18 protein-coding genes and 1 pseudogene are annotated in these 21,424 nt (G+C 71.3%); 11 read left to right on the top strand and 8 right to left on the bottom strand.

The window, feature by feature from the left end; genetic code table 11:
• Nucleotides 1-60 precede the first annotated feature (60 nt).
• Nucleotides 61-786 (bottom strand): SDR family oxidoreductase, encoded by a 726-nt coding sequence (locus tag FLW16_RS12605; protein WP_142560207.1) that lies wholly within the window; start codon nt 784-786, stop codon nt 61-63.
• A 44-nt stretch (nt 787-830) separates the two neighbouring features.
• On the opposite strand from FLW16_RS12605, the gene FLW16_RS12600 reads away from it, so the two are divergent.
• A complete protein-coding gene (locus FLW16_RS12600; RefSeq protein ID WP_185949388.1) occupies nt 831-1,292 on the top strand; it encodes a nuclear transport factor 2 family protein in 462 nt (153 codons plus the stop codon).
• Here FLW16_RS12600 and FLW16_RS12595 read toward each other — a convergent pair.
• A complete protein-coding gene (locus FLW16_RS12595) occupies nt 1,289-1,930 on the bottom strand; it encodes a VC0807 family protein (protein ID WP_142560205.1) in 642 nt (213 codons plus the stop codon). The genes FLW16_RS12600 and FLW16_RS12595 overlap by 4 nt on opposite strands.
• 340 nt (nt 1,931-2,270) lie before the next feature.
• Between FLW16_RS12595 and FLW16_RS12590 the strand changes: the two genes are divergently transcribed.
• Nucleotides 2,271-3,062 carry an LLM class F420-dependent oxidoreductase gene (locus tag FLW16_RS12590; RefSeq protein ID WP_260615202.1) on the top strand — a complete coding sequence of 264 codons (792 nt, stop codon included), beginning with the start codon at nt 2,271-2,273 and terminating at the stop codon, nt 3,060-3,062.
• Between the two features lie 3 nt (nt 3,063-3,065).
• Here FLW16_RS12590 and leuE read toward each other — a convergent pair whose 3' ends face one another.
• On the bottom strand, nt 3,066-3,785 hold the full coding sequence (gene leuE, locus FLW16_RS12585; RefSeq protein WP_142560203.1) for a leucine efflux protein LeuE: 720 nt from the start codon (nt 3,783-3,785) through the stop codon (nt 3,066-3,068).
• Between the two features lie 111 nt (nt 3,786-3,896).
• Here leuE and FLW16_RS12580 point away from each other — a divergent pair, with 111 nt between their 5' ends.
• From FLW16_RS12580 to FLW16_RS12570, 3 genes are read left to right on the top strand one after another with little or no spacing between them, the layout of a single operon-like run.
• Nucleotides 3,897-5,285 (top strand): selenium-binding protein SBP56-related protein, encoded by a 1,389-nt coding sequence (locus FLW16_RS12580; protein WP_142560202.1) that lies wholly within the window; start codon nt 3,897-3,899, stop codon nt 5,283-5,285.
• Nucleotides 5,282-5,881: a hypothetical protein gene (locus FLW16_RS12575; protein WP_139580199.1), complete on the top strand. Its 600-nt coding sequence runs from the start codon at nt 5,282-5,284 to the stop codon at nt 5,879-5,881. The genes FLW16_RS12580 and FLW16_RS12575 overlap by 4 nt, the downstream gene beginning before the upstream one ends.
• A 58-nt stretch (nt 5,882-5,939) precedes the next feature.
• Nucleotides 5,940-9,245: a BTAD domain-containing putative transcriptional regulator gene (locus FLW16_RS12570; protein ID WP_142560201.1), complete on the top strand. Its 3,306-nt coding sequence runs from the start codon at nt 5,940-5,942 to the stop codon at nt 9,243-9,245.
• A gap of 129 nt (nt 9,246-9,374) precedes the next feature.
• Here FLW16_RS12570 and FLW16_RS12565 read toward each other — a convergent pair whose 3' ends face one another.
• Nucleotides 9,375-10,160: an ABC transporter permease gene (locus FLW16_RS12565; protein ID WP_142560200.1), complete on the bottom strand. Its 786-nt coding sequence runs from the start codon at nt 10,158-10,160 to the stop codon at nt 9,375-9,377.
• Nucleotides 10,157-11,098 (bottom strand): ATP-binding cassette domain-containing protein, encoded by a 942-nt coding sequence (locus tag FLW16_RS12560; RefSeq protein WP_142560199.1) that lies wholly within the window; start codon nt 11,096-11,098, stop codon nt 10,157-10,159. Before FLW16_RS12560 ends, FLW16_RS12565 begins: the two co-directional genes overlap by 4 nt.
• Nucleotides 11,099-11,397: 299 nt before the next feature.
• On the opposite strand from FLW16_RS12560, the gene FLW16_RS12555 reads away from it, so the two are divergent.
• The 3 genes and pseudogenes from FLW16_RS12555 to FLW16_RS46160 all read left to right on the top strand — a co-directional run.
• A complete protein-coding gene (locus FLW16_RS12555; RefSeq protein ID WP_185949387.1) occupies nt 11,398-12,552 on the top strand; it encodes a glycoside hydrolase family 18 protein in 1,155 nt (384 codons plus the stop codon).
• A gap of 418 nt (nt 12,553-12,970) precedes the next feature.
• A complete protein-coding gene (locus FLW16_RS12550) occupies nt 12,971-14,329 on the top strand; it encodes a cellulose binding domain-containing protein (protein WP_142560198.1) in 1,359 nt (452 codons plus the stop codon).
• Nucleotides 14,326-14,754 (top strand): annotated as a pseudogene (locus tag FLW16_RS46160) (carbohydrate binding domain-containing protein); the annotation flags it as partial. The gene FLW16_RS12550 and the pseudogene FLW16_RS46160, both read left to right, overlap by 4 nt.
• 29 nt (nt 14,755-14,783) lie before the next feature.
• Here FLW16_RS46160 and FLW16_RS46155 read toward each other — a convergent pair.
• Complete coding sequence (locus tag FLW16_RS46155) at nt 14,784-14,987, bottom strand: hypothetical protein (RefSeq protein ID WP_396686213.1); 204 nt, start codon at nt 14,985-14,987, stop codon at nt 14,784-14,786.
• Between FLW16_RS46155 and FLW16_RS46150 the strand changes: the two genes are divergently transcribed.
• From FLW16_RS46150 to FLW16_RS12535, 3 genes are all read left to right on the top strand, one after another.
• Nucleotides 14,986-15,987, top strand: a complete 1,002-nt coding sequence (locus FLW16_RS46150; RefSeq protein WP_396686211.1) for a chitinase — start codon at nt 14,986-14,988, stop codon at nt 15,985-15,987. The two genes, FLW16_RS46155 and FLW16_RS46150, sit on opposite strands and share 2 nt — an antisense overlap.
• Before the next feature lie 39 nt (nt 15,988-16,026).
• A complete protein-coding gene (locus tag FLW16_RS12540; protein ID WP_142560196.1) occupies nt 16,027-17,499 on the top strand; it encodes a carbohydrate-binding protein in 1,473 nt (490 codons plus the stop codon).
• 371 nt (nt 17,500-17,870) lie between these two features.
• Nucleotides 17,871-19,244, top strand: a complete 1,374-nt coding sequence (locus FLW16_RS12535; protein ID WP_142560195.1) for a hypothetical protein — start codon at nt 17,871-17,873, stop codon at nt 19,242-19,244.
• A gap of 19 nt (nt 19,245-19,263) precedes the next feature.
• Here the strand turns inward: FLW16_RS12535 and FLW16_RS12530 are convergent, their stop codons facing one another.
• Both FLW16_RS12530 and FLW16_RS12525 read right to left on the bottom strand, forming a co-directional pair.
• Nucleotides 19,264-19,674 (bottom strand): hypothetical protein, encoded by a 411-nt coding sequence (locus FLW16_RS12530; protein ID WP_142560194.1) that lies wholly within the window; start codon nt 19,672-19,674, stop codon nt 19,264-19,266.
• Between the two features lie 163 nt (nt 19,675-19,837).
• Nucleotides 19,838-20,926, bottom strand: coding sequence for an AI-2E family transporter (locus FLW16_RS12525; RefSeq protein WP_142560193.1), 1,089 nt, complete (start codon nt 20,924-20,926; stop codon nt 19,838-19,840).
• Nucleotides 20,927-21,424: the final 498 nt, after the last annotated feature.

The raw sequence follows: 21,424 nt of genomic DNA, 5'->3' as shown, positions 1-21,424 counted from the left end.
TTTTTTGCCGAAACAGCTCGTGAATCACATGATTCTTTACGTTCGGCGGTGTGGGCGGGGTCAGCTCATCGTCTTGCCGCCGTTGACGGCGAGCCGCTGGCCGGTGACGAACCGGGCGCCGGGGGAGGCGAGGAAGGCCACCGTCTCGGCCACGTCCGCCGGCACGCCCATGTGCCCCAGCGGGACGTCGCGCAGGTAGCCGGTGTAGTCCTCCGGGGGGACGTCCGCGTGCCGCTCCACCGGGATCCAGCCCGGCTCGACGGTGTTCACCGTGATCCCGTACGGCCCCAGCTCCCTGGCCCACGACCGGGTGAGCCCGTGCATCGCGGCCTTGGCGGCGACGTAGTGCCCGAACTCCGGGTTGCCGAGGTCGGCGACCTCGCTGCCCACGTTGACGATCCGGCCGGAACCGGCCTCGCGCATGCCGGGCAGCACGGCCTGCAGGATCAGCAGCGGGGCCTTGACGAAGAAGCGGAGCTGGCCGAGGTGGTCCTCCCAGGTCTGCTTCTCCACGGGCATCAGCGGCTGGGGGCCGGTGGCGTTGTTGACGACCACGTCGACATGCCCGAGCGCGGCCACGCCCTCCCGTACGGACTCCTCGTCGGTGACGTCGAACCGGGCCAGGCGGGCCGAGCCGCCGGCGGCGATGATGCGGTCGACGACGGCGGAGGCCCCGGCCGTGTCGTTGGCGTAGTTGACGGCGACGTGCCGGCCGTCCGCGGCGAGCCGTTCGGCGATGACGGCGCCCAGACCTCGTGAGGCGCCGGTGACCAGTGCGGTACCCATGGGAAATGTGCCTATCACAGATCACGTAGGGCAGGATGGTGCCCATGGATGAGATCGCCGCACTGGTGGACCGGGCCGAGATCGTGGACGTAGTCACGGCCGTCTTCGACACCGTGGACGCCAAGAACTGGCCGGTGTGCCTGGAGCTGTTCGACGACGAGGTGGACGCCGACTTCACCAGCCTCAACGGCGGGGAGCCCGCCCGGGTGAGCGCCGAGGCCCTCGTGGACGGGTGGCGCACCGGCTTGCACGCCCGCAAGCAGAGCTTCCACAGCGTGAGCAACTTCGCCGTGACGGTGGACGGCGCCGAGGCGCACGTGACCACCAAGGGCTACTCCTACAACCTGCTCGACGCCGCGCTGGGCGGCGGCATGTTCGAGGTGTGGGGCGTCTACCGGCTCCGGCTCGTACGGCAGGCCGAGGGATGGAAGGTCGCGGCGCTGGCGTTCCACGCCTGGCACACCCGCGGCGACGAGGCGGTGCGCACGCACAGGCTGGAGGGCTAACGGGAGATCGCCGGGGCCTCGGCGTGCAGCCGCCGCAGAACCCGGCGGAACGCCCAGATGGACGCCACGAAGGCCAGGCCGGTGACGGCGGCGACGGCGGCGGTGCGGATGATCAGGTAGTCGCCGATCGACTCGTGCAGCAGCAGCCAGATGCTCATGGCCGAGTTGACCAGCAGCACGAACGCCCACAGCAAGGTGATCCGGGCGAAGAAGGTGCGGACGCGCTCGTGCCGCAGCACGAACGACGGCAGGTGGATGTAGTCGAGTGTGAGCCGCTGGACCAGCGGGCGGCGCATCCGCACCGACGCCAGGAGCACCATGCTGATGCAGATCGTGCCGAGTTCCGGCTGGATGAAGTAGAGGACGGGGCTGCCGGTCCACAGACCGATCACGGTGCGGAAGGTGATCGCGATCGTCGCCATGATCATCGTCCCCGGCACGGGCTGACGCCGGATGATCCGCCACAGGACGCCCAGGTAGACCCAGGACACCGCGGCCATCAGCGCGCCGCGCAGGCCGAGCACCGCGAGAGCCGCGTAGAAGACCACGAGGGGAGCCACCACGCCTTCGAGGAGCCGGGGCACCGCCTGCTTGATCAGCGCGGTGAGCCGTGGCAATGCGAAGGGCGTGTGGTTCATGGTGACTCCAACGGGCCGGTGGGGGAGACCGACGCTGTAGTTGGCCAACGCGCCTACCCGGACATAGCGGATGGAAACACCCGGGTTGGGCGGCCTCGTCGGTGGCTTACCGTACCTGACCGTCAGGCCTGCGGGGGCCGAATGCGCGAACCGCCCCCGCGCTTCACAACGCTACGGCATACCTCTCGCGGGCGTCCTGGTGGATGGAAAACCCCTGATCAGCGCTTTACCGGGGGGCGCTGACCGCTTTCCCCCGCGGGTGGTGGACGCGGGTTACGTTGACGGCATGGACTCAGGTTTCGGCTACTTCGCAACGGATGATGCGGTTCGTCCTGATGCCTTGGCCCGGCTCGTCGAGCAGCGCGGCCACACGGCGCTGCTGTTCACCGAGCACACGCACATCCCGGTGCCGCCGGGCGGCCAGACGCCGAAGGACGAATGGGGCGGCGAACTGCCCCGTCGCTACTGGCACACTTACGACCCGTTCGTCGCCTCGATGGCCGCGGGCGCGGCGACGACGCGGCTGCGCGTGGGCACGGGCATCTGCCTGGTGCCCGAGCACGAGCCCCTCGGCCTGGCGAAGACGGTCGCGAGCGTGGACAACCTGACCGGCGGGCGGTTCGAGTTCGGCATCGGCGCCGGATGGAACCGTGAGGAGCTGCGCGACCACGGCGTCGACCCGGCCCGCCGCTTCGCCGTGATGCGCGAGCGCGTGCGGGCGATGCAGGAGATCTGGACCCGTGACGAGGCCGAGTACCACGGCGAGTTCGTGAACTTCGACCCGATTTGGTCGTGGCCCAAACCGGCGCAGAAGCCCTACCCGCCGATCCTGGTGGGCGGCGTCGGGCCGCGCGTCTTCGACCGCGTGCTCGCCTACGGGGACGCGTGGATGCCCAACTACGGCCCCGGGATCCTGGAGCGCGTCCCCGAGCTGTTCCGGCGGGCCGAGGAGGCGGGCAGGGACATCGAGGTCGTGATGCTGTCCGCGCCGGCCGACCCCGGCGCGCTGGAGCAGTGCGAGAAGGCCGGGGTCGCCCGGGTCATGGCCTGGCTGCCGTCGGCCGGATACGACCGGATCCAGCGGGCGATGGACGCCTTCGAGAACGCCCTCGCCGACATGCGCGGGGAGTGAGCGTCAGCTCAGTGTCGCGGTGGCCAGCTTGGCGCCGAAGCCGAGGAAGAGCGCGCCGACCCCCGTGGTGAGCCCGGCGGCCAGCTTGCGGCGGCGCCGGAAGTGGGCCGCGAGGAACGTGCCGCCGAAGATGAGCGTGGTCAGGTAGGTCACGCTGAAGACCTGCACGATCAGCGCCAGGATCAGGAACGACAGCGCGGGCGCGCCGTACGACGGGTCCACGAACTGCACGAAGAACGCCACGAAGAACAAGATGGCCTTGGGATTGAGCAGGCTGATCGTGAACGCTTTACGGAACGGGTTGCCCACCGGCGCAGGGACGGCCTCCTGCGCCGCCTCGGCGACCTGCTCCTGTGTCGCCTCCGCACCCTGCTCCCGTGCCGCCTTCGCGGCCTGGGCCGGAGTCGCGCCCCGGGAGGCCCGCAGGGAGCGCCAGGCGCCGCGGAGCATGCCGAAGCCGATCCACGCCAGATAGATCGCGCCCGAGTACTTCACGATCGAGAACAGGACGGGCGTGGACTTCAGCAGCGACGCGACCCCCGCGGCCGACAGGAACATGAGGACCGAGTCGCCGGCGAACACCCCGGCCGCCGCCCGATAGCCCTGCCGTACGCCGCGCTGGGCGGCGGTGGACAGCACGAACAGCGAGTTCGGCCCCGGCAACAGGATGATCAGGAACGATCCTGCGATGTAGGTCCAGATGTTGGTGATGCCGAAGAACATGCCCGCTCCCGTCACGAAACCGCATGTCCTGTTATAGCCCTATCCAGGCGCCGGTCACAGTCGGTAGATTCCTATTGACTTGGTAGGGAACTCGGGAGAATCCTGGGGTGCATGACGTTGTGGAAGCCTGACCCCACCTTCTATCCCTCGCCCAGGGACGCCGCCGAGGCGCCGCCGGAGAAGCTGGCCTACGTGGCGGCCTTCGACCGGTCGGCCCAGCGGCCCGACGCGCTCGCCGTGCTCGACACCGACCCCGGCTCCCCGTCGTACGGGACCGTCGTCGGCTGGACCGACCTGCCGTACACGGGGGACGAGCTGCACCACTTCGGCTGGAACGCCTGCAGCAGCGCGCTGTGCCCGTACGCGCCGCACCCGCACGTCGAGCGGCGCTACCTGATCGTCCCCGGCCTGCGGTCGTCGCGGATCTACGTCTACGACACCAAGGACCGGGTCAGCCCGGAGCTCGTGAAGGTCGTCGAGGCCGAGGAGCTGGGCAAGCGGGCCGGCTACTCCCGCCCGCACACCGTGCACTGCGGCCCCGAGGGGCTGTACGTCAGCGCGCTCGGCGGCTACGGCGACGACGGGCCCGGCGGCATCGCGATCCTCGACCACAACTCGTTCGACGTGCTCGGCCGGTGGGAGGTGGACCGCGGCCCGCAGTACCTGGCGTACGACTTCTGGTGGCACATCAACCACGACGTGATGGTCACCTCCGAGTGGGGCACGCCCTCCATGATCGAGGACGGTGTCGTCGGCGAGCTGCTGCTCGGCCGCAAGTACGGCCACAAGCTGCACTTCTGGGACCTGCGCAAGCGCCGGCACGTCCAGGAGGTGGACCTCGGCGACCAGCACCAGATGACCCTGGAGCTGCGCCCCGCCCACGATCCGACCAAGACGTACGGTTTCGCCGGGGTCGTCGTCAGCGTCGAGGACCTGTCGGCCTCCGTATGGCTGTGGCACAAGGACGGCTCCCGCTGGGCGGCGCAGAAGGTGATCACCATCCCGGCCGAGCCCGCCTCGCCCGACGACCTGCCCGACGTGCTCAAGCCGTTCGGCGCGGTGCCGCCGCTGGTCACCGACATCGACCTGTCGGTGGACGACCAGCGCCTGTACGTGTCGTGCTGGGGCACCGGCGAGCTCAAGCAGTACGACGTGTCCGACCCGTTCAAGCCCGTCGAGATCGGCTCGGTCCGCCTCGGCGGCGTCGTCGACCGGGCCGCCCACCCCGCGGCGCCGGACGAGCGGCTCGCGGGCGGCCCGCAGATGGTCGAGGTGAGCCGCGACGGCCGCCGGGTCTACGTCACCAACTCGCTGTACGGCGCCTGGGACGACCAGTTCTACCCCGACGGCGTGGGCGCCTGGATGGCGAAGATCGACACCGAGTCGTTCACGCTGGACGAGCGGTTCTTCCCGCACGGCGACGACTTCCGCGGCCTGCGCCCGCACCAGACCCGGCTCCAGGGCGGCGACGCGTCCTCCGACTCCTACTGCTACCCGTGACGCTGACCGCGGTCATCCTGCTCGGCGCCTTCCACGGGATCAACCCCGCGATGGGCTGGCTGTTCGCCGTCGCCCGCGGGTTGCAGGAGCGCAGCCGCGACCTGCTGCTGCAGTCCCTGCCGGTCATCGCGCTGGGCCACCTCGCGTCGGTGGCCCTCGTGGTGCTCGCCGTGTCGGCGACCGGGTCGATCGTGACGGCCACGGCCCTCTCGATCGGGGCGGGCGTCGTGCTCGTCGGGTTCGGCCTGTGGCACCTGCTCGCCCGGCGGCACTTCCGCTGGGTCGGTATGCGGCTGTCGCTGCCGCAACTGGCCGCCTGGTCGTTCCTGATGTCGTCGGTGCACGGCGCGGGCCTGATGCTGCTGCCCGTGCTGACCCGCATGCCTGCGAGTCACCACGGGCACGCCCTGTCGGGAGGCATGCTCGTCGCCGGGGTGCACACGCTCGCGATGTTCCTGACGGCGACCGTCGTCGCCGTCGTGGTGTACGAGTTCCTCGGCGTCGCCGTCCTGCGCAGGGCCTGGTTCAACCTCGACAGGATGTGGGCGTTCGCCCTGGTGGGGGCGGGCGTCGTCACCCTCGTGGGCGCCATCTGAGCGACCGTGGGACGGGCGGGCGCCGCGGGCCCCCGGGTGCCTGGCAGGATTGACCGGCGTGCGGGTTCGTCTCCTCGGCGCGCTCGAGGTCCTCGACGACGGCGGGGCTCCGGTCGCCGTCGCGGGCGCGCGTGTGCGCGCGCTGCTGGCCGTGCTGTCCCTGCGGCCCGGCCGCCTCGTCCCGGCCGACCGGCTCGTGGACGCGCTGTGGGAGGACGACCCGCCGGCCAACGCCGCGAACGCGCTGCAGACGCTGGTGAAACGCCTGCGCGCGGCGCTCGGGCGGCCCGGCGCGGTGGTGTGGCGCGACGGCGGGTACGTGCTCGACGTCGAGCCGGCGCAGGTCGACGCCCAGGTGTTCACCGCGCTGACCCTGCCGTACGCGACGGGCACGCTGCCGGACCGGATGACGGACGCCGAGACCCCGACTCCGGAGCTGGACGACGCGTGCGCGGAACTGGACGAGGCGCTGGCGTTGTGGCGCGGACCCGCCCTGGCCGACCTGCGCGCGGTGCCCTACCTGGCGGCCGCGGCGGCCCGGCTGGAGGAGCGGCGGCTGGCCGTGGCCGAGGCCCGCGCCGCCGCGTACCTCGCGCTCGGACGTGAGGTGGACCTGTCGGCCGAGGTGGCCGCCCATCCGCTGCGCGAGCGGCTGTCCGCCCTGGCGATGCGCGCGCTCGCCCGCTCGGGCAGGCAGGCGGCGGCGCTGGCCCTGTACGAGCGGGTCCGCCGGGCGCTCGCGGACGAACTCGGCGTCGACCCGGGGCCGGAGCTGCGGGCCGCCCATCTCGACGTGCTGCGCGGGCAGGAGACCCTGCCGGCGCACAAGCGGCCGGCCCGCACCGCCGCCACCCCCGCCGCCACCACCGGCGCTGCCAGTGGAACCGCCGGCGGCACAGGCCGGCGGGCGGGCAGGGTGTGGGCGCCGCCGACGACGTTCGTGGGCCGCGAGGAGGAGGTCGCGCACCTCACGGCCCTGCTGCGCGACTCCCGGCTGGTCACGGTCGTCGGGCCGGGCGGGGCGGGCAAGACGCGCCTGGCGGTCGAGACCGCCCTGCGCGCCGCCGTCACCGGGGAGAGCGGCACCGAGGCGGGCGGGCACGGCGAGGGCGGTAACGGTGAGGGCGCGGCGCTCGCCGAGCTGGCCCCACTGGCCCCCCTGGCGGACCCCGCGGACGTCGTGCGGTCCGTGCTCGAAACGCTGGGCGCCGACGCGGAGCCGCGGGTGGGCGGGGACTGGCGGCGCGACCCGCCGGACCCGGCCGAACGCCTGGTCGCCGCCCTCGCCGGGCGCGAGCTGCTGCTCATCCTCGACAACTGCGAGCACGTGATCGACGCCGCGGCCGGCCTGGCCGAGCTCATGCTGCGCCGCTGCCCGGGAGTGCGCGTGCTGGCGACCAGCCGCGAGCCGCTCGGCGTGCCGGGGGAGACGCTCGCCCCGATCCCGCCCCTCGGCCTGCCCCCGGAGGACGTCACCCCCGGCGAGGCGGGCGCGTACCCCGCCGTACGCCTCCTGGTGGACCGCGCCCGCGCGGTGAGCCCCGGCTTCGCCCTCGACGAGCACACGACCCCGCACGTCGTCACGATCTGCCGCCGCCTCGACGGGATGCCGCTCGCCATCGAACTCGCCGCGGCGCGGATCAGGGCGCTCGGCCCCGAGCGGCTCGCGGCCCGCCTCGACGACCGGTTCCGCCTGCTGACCGGCGGGAGCCGTACGGCCCTGCCGCGGCACCGGACGCTGAGCGCGGTGGTCGAGTGGAGCTGGGACCTGCTCACGCCCGAGGAGCGGACACTGGCGGAGCGGCTCGCGGTGTTCGCCGGCGGCGCCACGCTGGACGACGCGGAGCTGGTCTGCGGGGGCGACGGCCTCGACGTGGTGGCGGTGCTGCCGTCCCTGGTCGACAAGTCCCTGCTGGAGGCGCCGGGCGACGGCCGGTTCCGGATGCTGGAGACGATCCGCGCGTACGCGCTGCGGCGGCTGACGGACGACGGCGAGCTCGACCGCTACCGGCGCCGGCACGCGGCGCACTTCCTGCGGCTCGCCGAGGAGGCCGAGCCGCGCCTGCGCGGAGCCGGACAGCTGGAGTGGATGGCCAGGCTCACCGCAGAGCAGGACAACCTGAACGCCGCCCTGCGCTGGGCCGTCGACTCCCGGGAGACGGAGACCGCGCTGCGCCTGTGCGGCACGCTGAGCTGGTATTGGTGGCTGCGCGGACATCGCGGCCAGGCGGCCGTCTGGGCCGGACAGGTCCTCGAACTCGTCCCCGAGGGCCCGCCCGCCGGGCTGGTGCGCGCCTACGCCGGGTGCCGGTTCGCGGTCACGGTCACCCGGCTCGGCACGATCTGGATGGAACCCGGCCGGCTGGAGGAGATCCGCCGGGAGCTCGGCGACCTCGTCGAGACGGCCCGGCGCGAGGGCCCGGTGCATCCGATGCTGCCGATCCTGCGGACGGTCGTGACGGCGATGGCCGGGCGCAGGGAGGAGGCGGCCGGGATGCTCGACGCGTACGCCGGTTCCGGTGATCCCTGGCTGGCCGGGTCGGCGCTGATGATCAGAGGCGGGTCCCTCGGCCTGCCGGGCGACAGCGAACAGGACGTCGAGGAGGCGGTGCGCAGGTTCCGGGCCCTCGGAGAGCGCTGGGGGCTCAGCGAGGCCCTGCTCACGCTGGCCACGCTGCGCGCCCGCCGGGGCGCGCCGACGGCGGACCTGATCGACGAGATCGCGGGGCTGACCGCCGGATGGGTCAGCCAGGACGACACGATCTCCACACTGACCCGCCTGGCCGAGCTGCGTCTTCAGGCGGGCGACGCCGAGGGCGCGGCGGCGGACGTGACGGCCGCTCGCTCCCACGTGTCCGCCGGCGTCTCGCCGTACGCGCTCGTGCAGGTGAGCATGGGCGAGGCGAAGGTGGCCCGAAGCAGGGGCGACCTCGACGGCGCGGTGGCGGCGTACGAGAAGGCCCTGGCCGTGCTTGAGGCCCACCCCGCCGTCCCCCGGCAACTCGCGTCGGCGTACGCCGAGTACGGCAGGGCGCTGCTGGCCAAGGGCGACCTCGACGGCGCGCTCGCGCGTCACCACGAGGCGCTGGGCGCCCTCGGCGCCACCCCCGACCCGCCCGTCCTCGCGACCGTGCTGGCCGGGCTGGCCATGATCGCCCTGACTGGGGGCGACGCGATGCGTTCCGCGGCGCTCTTCGGCGCGGCCGACGCCGCCCACGCGGGCTGGCGGGCGGACGCCGAGGCGGCCGAGGCGCTGGAGTCGGCGCGCGAGGCGGCGGGCCCGGGCTTCCACGCCGCCTACGAACGCGGCCGGACGTCGCCGCGCGAGGACCTCGGCCTGCCTGTCACGGGGAGCACCAGGTAGGACGGCGCGCTGATCGTGACCCGCGCCGGGCCGGAATGCCGCGCGGACTTGGTGTCCACACGTCCCGGTCCGGGAGCGCACCGGCCCATTCAGGCAGGGGGAGCGCGGGCGGGCGGTTCATCGGGGCGTTCACCGGATCCTCCGGGTGTAGGCGCGTACGGCGAGCGGGACGAAACACGCCGTCACGGCGGCGGCCCACGCCAGCGTGACCCAGACGTGCGCCCCCACGGGAGCGCCGGTGAGCAGCGCTCGGACGGCGTCGGCCAGGTGCGAGACCGGGTTGACCGACGACCACCAGCGCAGCACGCCCGGCAGGTTGGCCGGGGGGATGAACGCGCTGCTGCCGAACGTCAGCGGCAGCAGGACGGCGGTGGCCACGCCCTGCATCGAGGCGACGGACTTGGCCTTCAGCCCGAGCCAGGCCGACACCCAGCTCAGCGCCAGCGTGAACAGCAGCAGGAGGGCCAGGCCGGCCAGCGCGCCCAGGGGCGAGGCCGTGATCCGGAACCCGGCCGCGATCCCGGCCAGCAGGGCCACCGCGATGGTGGCCGCCGTCGTCAGCGCGTCCGCGGTCACCCGCCCGATCAGCGGGGCGGAGCGAGCGATCGGCATGCTCCGGAACCGGTCGAACACGCCGTTCACGATGTCTTCGGCGAGGTTCATGCCCGTGGTGTTCGTCGAGATGAGGGCCACCTGAGTGAGCACGCCGGGCATCAGGTAGCGCGCGGCGTGCTCGGGGTCGCCGGACATCGCCCCGAACATCAGGACGAAGACCACGACCATGAAGATCGGCTGAAGCAGGAACTGGACGAGCCGGCCGGGCTCGTTCCCCAGCGGCACCAGGCTCCGGCAGGCGAGGGTCATGCCCTGCGCGAGCGCGCCCCGGCGCCCGTACGTGGACGGTATGGCGGTCATCGCGTCCTCCCCGAGGTCGTGGTGTCGGTAAGGGCGAGGAACGCCTCGTCGAGCGTGGGCCTGCGGACGGCGTGCTCGGCGAGGGAGACCCCGGCCTCCTCCAGCCGCCGGAACACGGCCGGGCTCACCGCCGAGTCCAGCAGCGGCACGCTGAGCAGCCCGTTCTCCCCGCGGTGCGGAGTCAGCCCGGTGACCTCCGCGAGGATCAGCTCCGCCTTCTCCGCGTCGTGCTCCGGCCGTATCTCCAGCCGCCGGTCGCCCGCCCTGGCCTTCAGCTCGCGAGGCGTGCCCCGCGCGGCCACCAGGCCGTGGTCGATGAGCACGATCTCGTCGGCGAGCTGGTCGGCCTCCTCCAGGTATTGCGTCGTGAGCAGCACGGTCGCCCCGCCCGCCACCTGCTCGCGCACGATCCGCCACAGGTCCGCCCTGGCGCGCGGGTCGAGCCCGGTCGTCGGCTCGTCCATGAAGACGATCGACGGCCGGCCGACCAGGCTGACGGCAAGGTCGAGCCGCCGCCGCATGCCGCCCGAGTAGGAACCCGCCGCCCGGTCTGCGGCGTCCTCCAGCGCGAACTCCGCGAGCAGCGCCGCCGCCCTGCCCCGGGCCTCGGCCCTGCTCATGCCGAGGAGCCGCCCGATCATCACCAGGTTCTGCCGCCCGGTCAGTTTCTCGTCCACCGACGCGTACTGACCGGTCAGCCCGATCAGCTTCCGCACCTCGGCCGGCGCCTTCACCACGTCGTGCCCGCCGACCGCCGCCCGGCCGCCGTCGGGGGAGACGAGCGTGGCGAGGATGCGGACCGCGGTGGTCTTGCCCGCGCCGTTCGGGCCGAGCACGCCGAGCACCGAGCCGGGCGGCGCGGCGAGGTCGATCCCGGCCAGCGCGGTCTTGTCGCCGTATCTCTTCACGAGGCCGTGGGCCTCAATCGCGTACGTCATGCTCCGACGGTCGCGGCCCGCGCTGGCACGAAGCTGGCAGGGAACTGGCACGGTGCTGGCACCGTGCCGACAGGGCCGTCGAAGGCCGAGGGGGGTGAAACTTGCAAAGAAGTGGGGCATCATGGATCGCCGCAGGTGGCGCCACTGGAACGTGCCCGCCTGCGACATGAGCCGCGCATAACCCGGGCTTAAGACCGCGCTCCTTGTCCGTCCGGCGGCGCCGCCACTACGCTCCCGCGACATTCCTCTTCCCTCCTCCGCGTCCCGTCGCGGAGGCTCATCCTTGTTCGGAGCCCACCATGGGAGCGATCACGCGTGGCACCTTCGCCGTCGTGGTCCTGAGCGCCGTGCTGTCCTCGCTGTTCGTCGCCTGGTACGGCCCGGCCCGCGCCACCGAGACCGGGCCCACGGCCGTCAGCCAGACGCAGGCCAGGGCACGTGTCGTGGTGCGGCGGGCCGCCGCCGCACCGGCGCGGGCCGCGGTCGCTCCCGCACAGGCAGCCGCCCCCGCACAGGCAGCCGCCCCCGCACAGGCAGCAGCACCGGTGCAGGCCGCTCCCGTGCAGGCCGCACCGGCGCAGGCCGCAGCTCCCGTGCCCGAGGTGACGGTCACCGTGACCGTCACGCCGTCGCCGTCCCCCTCGCCGCGCCGCATCAGGGTGGGCTACGTCTCCCAGCGCGGCGCGTACGGCGCCACGTCCACCGTGCGCGACATCGACACCAGCGGGCTGGCGGGCAGGCTGACCCACGTCCTCTACGCCTTCGCGAACATCGACCCCGGCTCGCTGACCTGTCTCACCGGGGTCACCCGGCCGCTCGCGCCCGACCCGAACGACCCCGACCAGGGCGACGGCGCGGGCGACGCCTGGGCCGACTACCAGCGCGGTTTCACGGCCGCCGAGTCGCTGGACGGCGTGGCCGACCCTCCCGACGCCCCGCTCGCCGGCAACTTCAACCAGCTGAAGAAGCTCAAGGCCCGCCACCCCGGCCTGAAGGCACTGATCTCGATCGGCGGCTGGACCTACTCCAAGTACTTCTCGGACGTCGCGCGCACCGCCGCCACCCGGCAGAGGTTCGTGAAGTCCTGCCTCGACGCGTACATCAGGGGCGACCTGCCGGGCGCCGAGGGCAGGGGCGGTCCGGGCAGCGCGTCGGGCGTCTTCGACGGCATCGACATCGACTGGGAGTGGCCCGGCGGCGAGGGACACCTGGGCAACCACACCGGCATCGACGACAGACGGAACCTGACGGCCCTGCTGGCCGAGTTCCGAGCGCAACTCGACGCGCTCGGTGCGGCCACCGGCCGCCACTATCCGCTGTCGGTCTATCTCCCCGCCGACCCCGATCGCATCGAGGCCGGGTTCGACCTGGAGAAGCTGGTCGGCCTCGTCGACTTCGTCAACGTGCAGAGCGACGGCCGGCACGCCGTCCGCGAGGGCGCGATCCTGCGCTGACCGCGCTTCGCCGCCGTGCGCCCGTGGCACACGGCGGCCACATGATGCTCGTCCAAGCGGTGCCCGCCTCAACCGCGCTCGCCTTAACGGACGAGCAGTCGGCCCTTAACGTGCGCATAACCCGGTTCCGCGCGTCTACCAGCGATGACAAGGTTCGTTAGGAACGCTGTCGAATTGGGTCTTGTGAACCAGCGACCACGAAGCTACGATCCGTACAACTCTTAGGAAACTTTCCTAAAAGAACGACCGGGAGCCGGAAATGGCCCTTCCTCACCCCTAACGTCTTCCTCTCGCGTCCCGTCACCAGACGCCCTTGAGTGCCGTACGGCCGGTGCTGTTCCGATCGGCCGCCTCCGTCAGGCACCGGCCGTACGGATTCCCATGACCTCCCCGTTCGCCCCCCACAGAGGTTGTGTCCATGCCAATCAGGTACGTCTGGCGTGCGCTCGCCGCGATGGCCGCACTCGCGCTCGCCCTCGTCGCGCTGCCGGCCGAGGCCGCCACGGTCAAGGCCGTCTTCTCGGCCGACTCCGACTGGGGCTCCGGCTACCAGGGCCGCTACACCCTCACCAACACCGGGACGGCCGCGATCTCCGGCTGGACGGTCGAGTTCGACCTCCCCGCGGGCTCGACGGTCGGGTCCTACTGGGACGCGCTGATGACGCGTTCCGGCGACCACTACACGTTCAAGAACCGTGAGTACAACGGCGGCCTGGCCGCCGGCGCCTCGACGACGTTCGGCTGGGTGAACAGCGGGCCCGGCAAGCCGGCGAACTGCCGCCTGAACGGCGGCCCGTGCGACGGCGTGACGACCTCGCCGTCCCCCTCGCCGAGCGCGTCCCCCAGCACCTCTCCGAGTCCGTCTCCGAGCGCGTCTCCGAGTCCGCCGCCGCCCGCGCCCGGGGCCCTGCGCACCGCGCCGTACGTGGACATGGGCGCCTGGCCGACCCCCAGCCTGAGCGCGATGGCCTCGGCCTCCGGCCTGAAGAGCTTCACGCTCGCGTTCGTCACCGCGTCGGGCTGCAAGGCGATGTGGTTCAACGCGTACGACCCACGGCAGAAGTGGGCGAAGGACCAGATCGACGCGATCCGGGCCGGCGGCGGGGACGTCAAGGTGTCCTTCGGCGGCGCGACCGGCATCGAGCTCGCCCAGGCGTGCACGGACGTGAACGCGCTGGCCGGCGAGTACGACGCGGTCGTCACCGCCTACGACCTGAAATACATCGACCTCGACATCGAGGGATCCGCGGCGGCCGAGCCCGCGTCCATCGCCCGCCGGTCGCAGGCGCTCGCCCGGCTGCAGCAGGCCCACCCCGACCTGAAGATCTCCCTCACGCTGCCCGTGCTGCCGAACGGCCTGACCGCCGACGGCCTCAACGTGGTGCGGTCCGCCCGCGACGCCGGGGTCAGGCTCGACGCCGTCAACGTCATGGCGATGGACTACTACCAGTCCGTCGACTACGGCGACGCGGCGGTCCAGGCGGCGAACAGCACCTTCGCGCAGCTCAAGACCCTGTATCCCAGCCTGTCCGACGCCCAGCTGTGGCGGATGGTCGGCGTCACTCCGATGCTCGGTCAAAACGACGACGGCCGGATCTACAACCAGGACGACGCCCGCCAGCTCGTCGCCTTCGCCAAGGACAGGCACCTCGGCCTGCTCGCCTTCTGGGAGACGACCCGCGACCGCAACGCCTGCACCGGCGCGCTCTACTCCTGCACCAACATCCCCCAGTCGCCCTACGAGTTCTCCAAGATCTTCGCTTCGTACACGGGATGAGGCACATGAACAAGCTCATCGGCCTGAGCGCGGCGGCGTCCCTCGCCTTCGCCGGCCTGCTCACGGCGACGTTCAGCGGCCCGGCCCGTGCGGCCAACATCACGGCCAATCCAGGGTTCGAGTCGGGTCTGTCGGGGTGGACGTGCGCGTCCTCGGCACAGGTGGTGTCGAGCCCGGTGCACGGCGGGTCGAAGGCGTTGTCGGCGACGCCGGCGGGCAGTGACTACGCGCGGTGCCAGCAGACGATCAGCGTCAAGCCGTCCACGACGTACGCGCTGTCGGCGTGGGTCCAGGGCGACTACGTGTTCCTCGGGGCGACCGGCACGGGGGTGAACGCCCAGACGTGGGGGTCGCCGGGATCGTCGTGGTCGCAGTTGTCGACGTCGTTCACCACGGGGTCGTCCACGACGAGTGTGACGATCTACGTCAACGGCTGGTACGGCCAGGGCGCCTACTACGCCGACGACGTCGTCCTCGACGGCCCCGGCGCCACGGCCTCGCCCTCTCCGTCCCCCTCGCCCTCCATCAGCCCCTCCCCGTCCCCGTCTCCCTCCCCGTCCCCGTCTCCCTCCCCGTCCCCGTCTCCCTCCCCGTCCCCGTCTCCCTCCCCGTCCCCGTCGACCTCACCGAGCCCGCCGCCGGGCGGGAAGCGGCTGATGGTCGGCTACCTGCACGCCTCATTCGCCAACGGCTCCGGCTACGTGCGGATGGCCGACGTCCCCGACGCGTGGGACATCATCGACCTGGCCTTCGGCGAGCCGACGTCGCCCACCTCCGGCGACATCCGGTTCACCCGCTGCCCGGCCACGGAGTGCACGAGCGTCGAGAGCGATACGGACTTCGTCGCGGCCATCCGCGCCAAGCAGGCGGCCGGCAAGAAGGTGCTGATCTCGATCGGCGGCCAGAACGGGATCGTCCAGCTCACCACCACCGCCGCCCGGGACAAATTCGTCCAGTCCGTCGCCGCGATCACCGACAGGTACGGCCTGGACGGCCTCGACATCGACTTCGAGGGCCACTCGCTGTCGCTGAACCCCGGCGACACCGACTTCCGCAACCCGACCACTCCGGTGGTCGTGAACCTCATCTCCGCGATCAAGACGCTCAAGGCCAGGTATGGCGCGAGGTTCACGCTCACCATGGCCCCGGAGACGTTCTTCGTCCAGCTCGGCTACCAGTTCTACGGCCCGGGCCGCAGCGGCACGGCCGACGCCCGCTCCGGGGCGTACCTGCCCGTGATCCACGCACTGCGTGACGACCTCACACTGCTGCACGTCCAGGACTACAACTCCGGGCCGATCATGGGCCTCGACAACCAGTACCACACGATGGGCGTGGCCGACTTCCACGTCGCCATGACCGACATGCTGCTCACCGGCTTCCCCGTGGCCGGTGGCGCCACCTTCCCGCCGCTGCGTCCCGACCAAGTCGCGATCGGCCTGCCGGCCGCGCCGTACGCCGGCAACGGCTACACGAGCACGGCCGAGGTGCAGAGCGCCTTCGGCTGCCTGGCGAAGGGGACGGGCTGCGGTTCCTACCGGCCGCACGGCGTCTTCTCCGGCCTGCGCGGCCTCATGGCCTGGTCCGTCAACTGGGACAAGTACACGGGCTCCGAATTCTCCCGCTCCCACAGGGCGTATCTCGACGCCCTGAAGTGAACCCCCCCACCCACCCCCCACCCACCCTTGCGAGGAAGAATGCAGCTTCGCTTCGGTACGGGCCGGCGCGCCAGGGCATTGGTCGCCCTGCTGGCCTCCCTCCTCCTGGCCGTCGCCGGACTGGTCGCGGGAACGGCCGCGTCCGCCTCTGCGGCCCCGAACAGCGTGGTCATGCTGGCCTACCCGGCATGGGCACCGAACACCTGGTACGCCATCGGCGCCCGGGTGACCTACAACGGCGTCGACTACGAGTGCATCCAGGCGCACACGTCCCTGACCGGCTGGGAACCGCCGAACGTCCCGGCGCTCTGGAAGCCGGTCAGCGGCGGAGGCAACCCGTCCCCGAGCCCGACGCCTCCGTCCGGCGCGCCGGGCAAGCCGGGCAACCCGGCCGTCACCGGCACCACGAACTCGTCGATCTCGCTGTCGTGGTCGGCGTCGAGCGGCACGGTGACCGGCTACCGCGTCTACGAGGGCACCTCGGTCAAGGCGACCGGCAGCGGCACCAGCGCCACGATCTCCGGTCTCGGCACCTGCACCACCCACACGTACACGGTCAAGGCGTACAACTCGAACGGCGAGTCCGCGGCGAGCGGTTCTGTGACCGGCACCACCACGGGCTGCCCCGCGAGCGGCGGAAAGCTCCCCGGCGCGCCGTACCTGTACGAGGGCTGGGGCAACCCGCCGAACCCGGCCACCGTCATGAACGCCACCGGGGTCAAGCAGTTCACGATGGCCTTCATGCTCTCCGGCGGCGGCTGCACCCCGGCGTGGGACGGCTCCCGCCCGCTGTCCGGCAGCGCCGACGCCACCGCGATCTCGCAGATCAAGGCCGCGGGCGGCAACGTCCAGATCTCCTTCGGCGGCTGGCAGGGCAACAAGCTCGGCCCGAACTGCTCCAGCTCGTCCGCCTTCGCCTCGGCTGTCCAGCAGGTCATCAACGCCTACAACCCGGCCGCGGTCGACTTCGACATCGAGAACACCGACGAGTTCGAGAACGAGGCCGTCCAGGACCGCATCCTCGGCGGGCTCAAGATCGTCAAGCAGAACAACCCGAACGTCAAGGTCGTCGTCACCTTCGGCACCAGCACGACCGGCCCGACCTACTACGGCACCCGGCTGATCAACCAGTCGAAGGCGCTGGGCGTGAACATCGACAACTACACGATCATGCCGTTCGACTTCGGCGGCGGCGCCAACATGTACCAGAACACCGTCAACGCGGCCGAGGGCCTGAAGAACGCGCTCAAGACGGCGTGGGGCTGGACCGACGCCCAGGCGTACGCCCACATGGGCATCTCGGGCATGAACGGCCTGTCCGACCAGCAGGAGCTCACCTCCGTGGCCACCTGGACCCAGATCCGCGACTGGGCCAAGTCCAAGGGCCTGGGCCGGCTCGCCTTCTGGGCGGTCAACCGCGACCGCGGCTGCCCGGGCGGCGGCGTGGTGTCGAACTGCAGCGGCATCGCGCAGAGCGACTGGGACTTCACCAGGATCACCGCGGGCTTCTGACCCGTCCATCTGTCGACGGCCAGAGGGATCCGGGCACGGCCCGCCGGACCGGATCCCTCGCCGCCCGCACGCGATGTAAGCGCGGACCGATGCGAATCGGCCGCCCATGAGCAGGCGGCCGGTCCGGCGGGGACGACCCCCCTACCCGCCGCGCCGGTCGCCCCCGTGCGTGGGGGCGAGCAGGCCGATCAGCATCCCGACGATCACGGCCACGGCAAGGGTGACCCACAGGCGAATTTTCATCGAAGTCTCCTGGATGTAACGCTCCGTGGTCACAATACCCCGAATCGTGACGGATCGCGATGGCTGGATCACCGAATCCGGGATCGAGTCGCCTGTTTTGCCATTCGTCAGGCAGTCTTGGCATCGTCATGGAATACGCGATCCCCACCAGCATCGTCCTCGTCGCCGGCGTCGTGCTCGCGCTCGTCGCCCAATGGAAGGGCTGGCGGCCGTCCCTGGCCGTCACGCTCACGCTCGGCATCGCCGTACGCGTGCTGATCATGGTTCTGTCGGCCAGGGACACCCAGTGGCAGCCGGTCGACTACGTCAACAGCTTCCAGCCCGCCGGCGTGGCGATCCTCGACCACCGCGATCCGGTGCTCGAGAGCAACGGCGGATGGCACTTCCTCCCGACGATCCCATACATGTACGGCCTGCTGCTGTGGCTGGGCATCCCGTGGGAGTACGCCGGTCGCATCGTCACCGTCGTCGCCGACGTCGTGCTGATCCCGCTGGTCGGCAAGCTGGCCGGGGCACGGACCGAGAAACTGCGCGCCTTCCAGTACGCCTGCAACCCCCTCGCGATCCTCGTCGCCTCCGTGCACGGCCAGGTCGAGCCGGTCTCCCTGGTCTTCGGGGTCGCGGCGTACGTCGTGGCGCGCGGCCCGGGCGAATGGCGGCGGCCTGAGCCTCTGCCGTGGGCCCGCATGCGGCTCGCGAACCGTGACCTGCCGCTGCCCTGGATCTCGCCAGGCGAGATCGTGCGGCGCATCGTCCACCCGTCGCAGGAGGATCGCGCTGCGACGGGGCGGGCCGTGTGGGCGGGTCTGCTCATGGGGCTCGCGCTCTGCGCGAAGAGCTGGCCGGTGATCCTCGTGCCGGCCCTGCTGATGTTCCTGCCCGGGCTGCGCAGCCGCCTGGTCTCGCTGGTCGCGACCGGTGTCTCGCCGGTGTTCTTCCTGCTGACGCTCCCGATCGGCGGCTGGACGGAGTGGCGGCAGCTGCCCGAGGTCCTCAACACCATCGGGCTTCGGCCCAGCGACGTCCGTCCGATCACGGGGGACTGGGGCTGGACCGCCCTGGTCAGCGGCGGCAACTGGAACCTCGACCCGCTCCCGGCCAGGATCGGCCAATACCTCATCTACGCCGCGATCGTCGCCTGCCTCGTCTGGTGGCGCAAGGCCGACCCGGTCGACGTCACGATCGCGATCCTGCTGTCTTTCATGATCTTCACGCCACGCCTCGGCGCGCAGTACCTGCTGTGGTTCATGCCGTTCCTGGTCGCCAGGCCCACCCGCTGGGCCTGGCCGGCGGTCCTCGGCAGCACGTTGTGGGCCGCGATCGGCTACATCGTGCTCACCCAGTTCCACGGGGCCAAGTGGGGCGAGCTGCACGCGCCCTGGGCGATCAGCTCGCTGGTGCTGTTCCCGGTGCTGATCGCGGCCATCCCCTGGCGGCGCAGGTACGCGGAGATCACGCCGGTGCCGGTCCCGGGGGAGAAGAAGACCGTCCCCGCCGCCTGAGACGGTGGTCCCGCCCGTCTCAGGTCACGATGAGGCGGACCATGTGGCCGTGGCTCTTGAAGCCGGGCGGGTCACCGTCGAGCATTCCGGTCACGCACTCGAACACGCCCGGCGCGGCCTGCCGTACGAAGAAGACGGTCTCGGCGATCGCCGACAGCAGCCGGATCACGTCGCGCTGCACGTGGACGCCCTCCCTGTCTCCGGCCAGCGAGACCGTCACCTCGTACACGCCGTCGTCGAGCAGGCGCTCACCGGTCAGCAGCCACTCCGACCCGCACGCGCGGCGCAGGTGGGGGAGCAGATGCGCCTCGGGTTCCTCCGTCACCCAGCCGTCCCGTGCCATCGCGTCGAGCAGCGCGGACACCTGTGGCTCCATCGCCGAGGCGTCCGCGATCCCGGTGAGGCGCTCGTCGTTGTCCCATCGCCGCATGATCAGACCCTAAGCCGGAGCACGGCGGCGCAGCTCGCAGACGCTCCGTGGCTGCGCCCGTCCGACGAAAACGGCCCCGTCGAGGTTCGAGCGGCCACCGAGGCAGAGGCCGCACGAGTGCTCGGTGCCGAACAGCTGGGAGGGCTGAAACGGCCGGAGGGATTCACCGAGGTCCGGGCTGTTCCGACTGTGGGTCCGGGTGGGACGCCGGGGAGCGTTCAGGTAACCGCCCGGAGATGAGCGCGGCGGCCCAGGCGCCGTCCGGATCGCTGTCGACGAGCAGGGCACGGACGAGCAGGCTCAGCGGGATCGCCAGCAGCGCACCCAGCGGACCGAGCACCCACGCCCAGACGATCAGCGAGAGGAACGTGGCCGTGGTGGACAACCCCACGGCGTCACCCAGGAACTTCGGCTGGATGAACGACTGGATCACCACGTTGATCGCGATGTACGCCACGATCACCAGCAGCATCGTCTTGGGCCCGCCCTCCAGCAGCCCGAGCAGCGCCGGCGGGATGAGGCCCAGGATGAACCCGATGTTCGGGATGTAGTTCGTGATGAGGGCGAGCACTCCCCACAACAGCGGGAGCGGCACGCTCAGCACATACAGCACGATCACGTCCAGGACCGAGCAGATGAGGCCGAAAACGGTCGAGACGATCAGGTAGCGGCGCGTCCTGTACGTGAAGGTCTTGAGCGCGCGGGCGAGGGCGGGCCGTTCGGTCGAGGCGGCATCCACGATCCGGGCGAACACGGGGGCGTCGAGGCTCATGGCCAGCAGCAGCACGACGATCAGGAACAGGCTCGACAACACTCCCAGAAGGCTGCTCAACACGCTCTGGGCGACGCCGATGAACTTGCCGAAATCGAGCGACGACAGCGCCTTGTTGAGCTGTTCACTCCCGTAGCCGAGGCCCGCCGCCCAGTGCTGGAGGTCGGCCACCATCGCGTTGAACTGGTCCGCGTACGTGGGAGCCAGGATCGCGAGTTGCGCGGCGGCGAGGGTGAGCACCGCGACCATGCCGAGCAGGACCAGTAGCACCACGGCGAGGGGGACGGCCACCTGCAGCCATACCGGCGATTTGTGGCGGGCCAGCCAGCCGCGTACCGGGGAGACGGCGATGACGAGGGTCAGCGCCAGGACGACCGGGCCGACGATCGAGCCCACCGCCTGGACGCCGGCGAGCGTTATCACCGCGGCAGCGGCACAGACCAGCACGATCAGGGCGCGAGGGAACCCCTGTCGAGTCACGTCCCGTTCCTACCCCTTCTCCTTGTAAAAAGGCTGTGCAAGGCGGATCAGTCGTAGCATGCCCCGGCCCCTACCCTTGTCCACGCGGGCGAGTCGTGACGGGAATGAAGCCGGGTCTTACGCCGTTCCATCCGTGCGGAACTTCCATCCGGCGGATGACCTGCGGGAATAGGCTCCCGGACGGGCGCGTTGGAACCTAGCCGGGCCAAGTCGCCGGCAGGCCCTGGTAATCTTGTGGTGTCGGCGCGGTTCGGCGCACTCCTCTTCGATCACTTCGGTGGTTGTCTTGTGTGTGCGCGGCTGGTTGCCGGCGGCTCCTCGTACTTTTTGATCTTCCAGGTCTGGTGGTTTTGCGCCGGGCTGGGGGTTCGGGTAAGTTAGAGGGGTTGCCCCGGAAACGGGGTGGTCGAATTCCTGTCGGTCGGCGGGTTTCGGGTCAAATTAAGTCCCGGTGGGGCGGATTTGACACGGAAGAGCCGGTCGGGAAGAATTAAGACC

Origin of the sequence: Microbispora sp. KK1-11 (assembly GCF_006874435.1) — a bacterium.
Taxonomy (GTDB): Bacteria; Actinomycetota; Actinomycetes; order Streptosporangiales; family Streptosporangiaceae; genus Microbispora; species Microbispora catharanthi.
The sequence above is the reverse complement of the archived record's forward strand: the minus strand, read 5'-3'. Positions and strand labels throughout refer to the sequence as shown.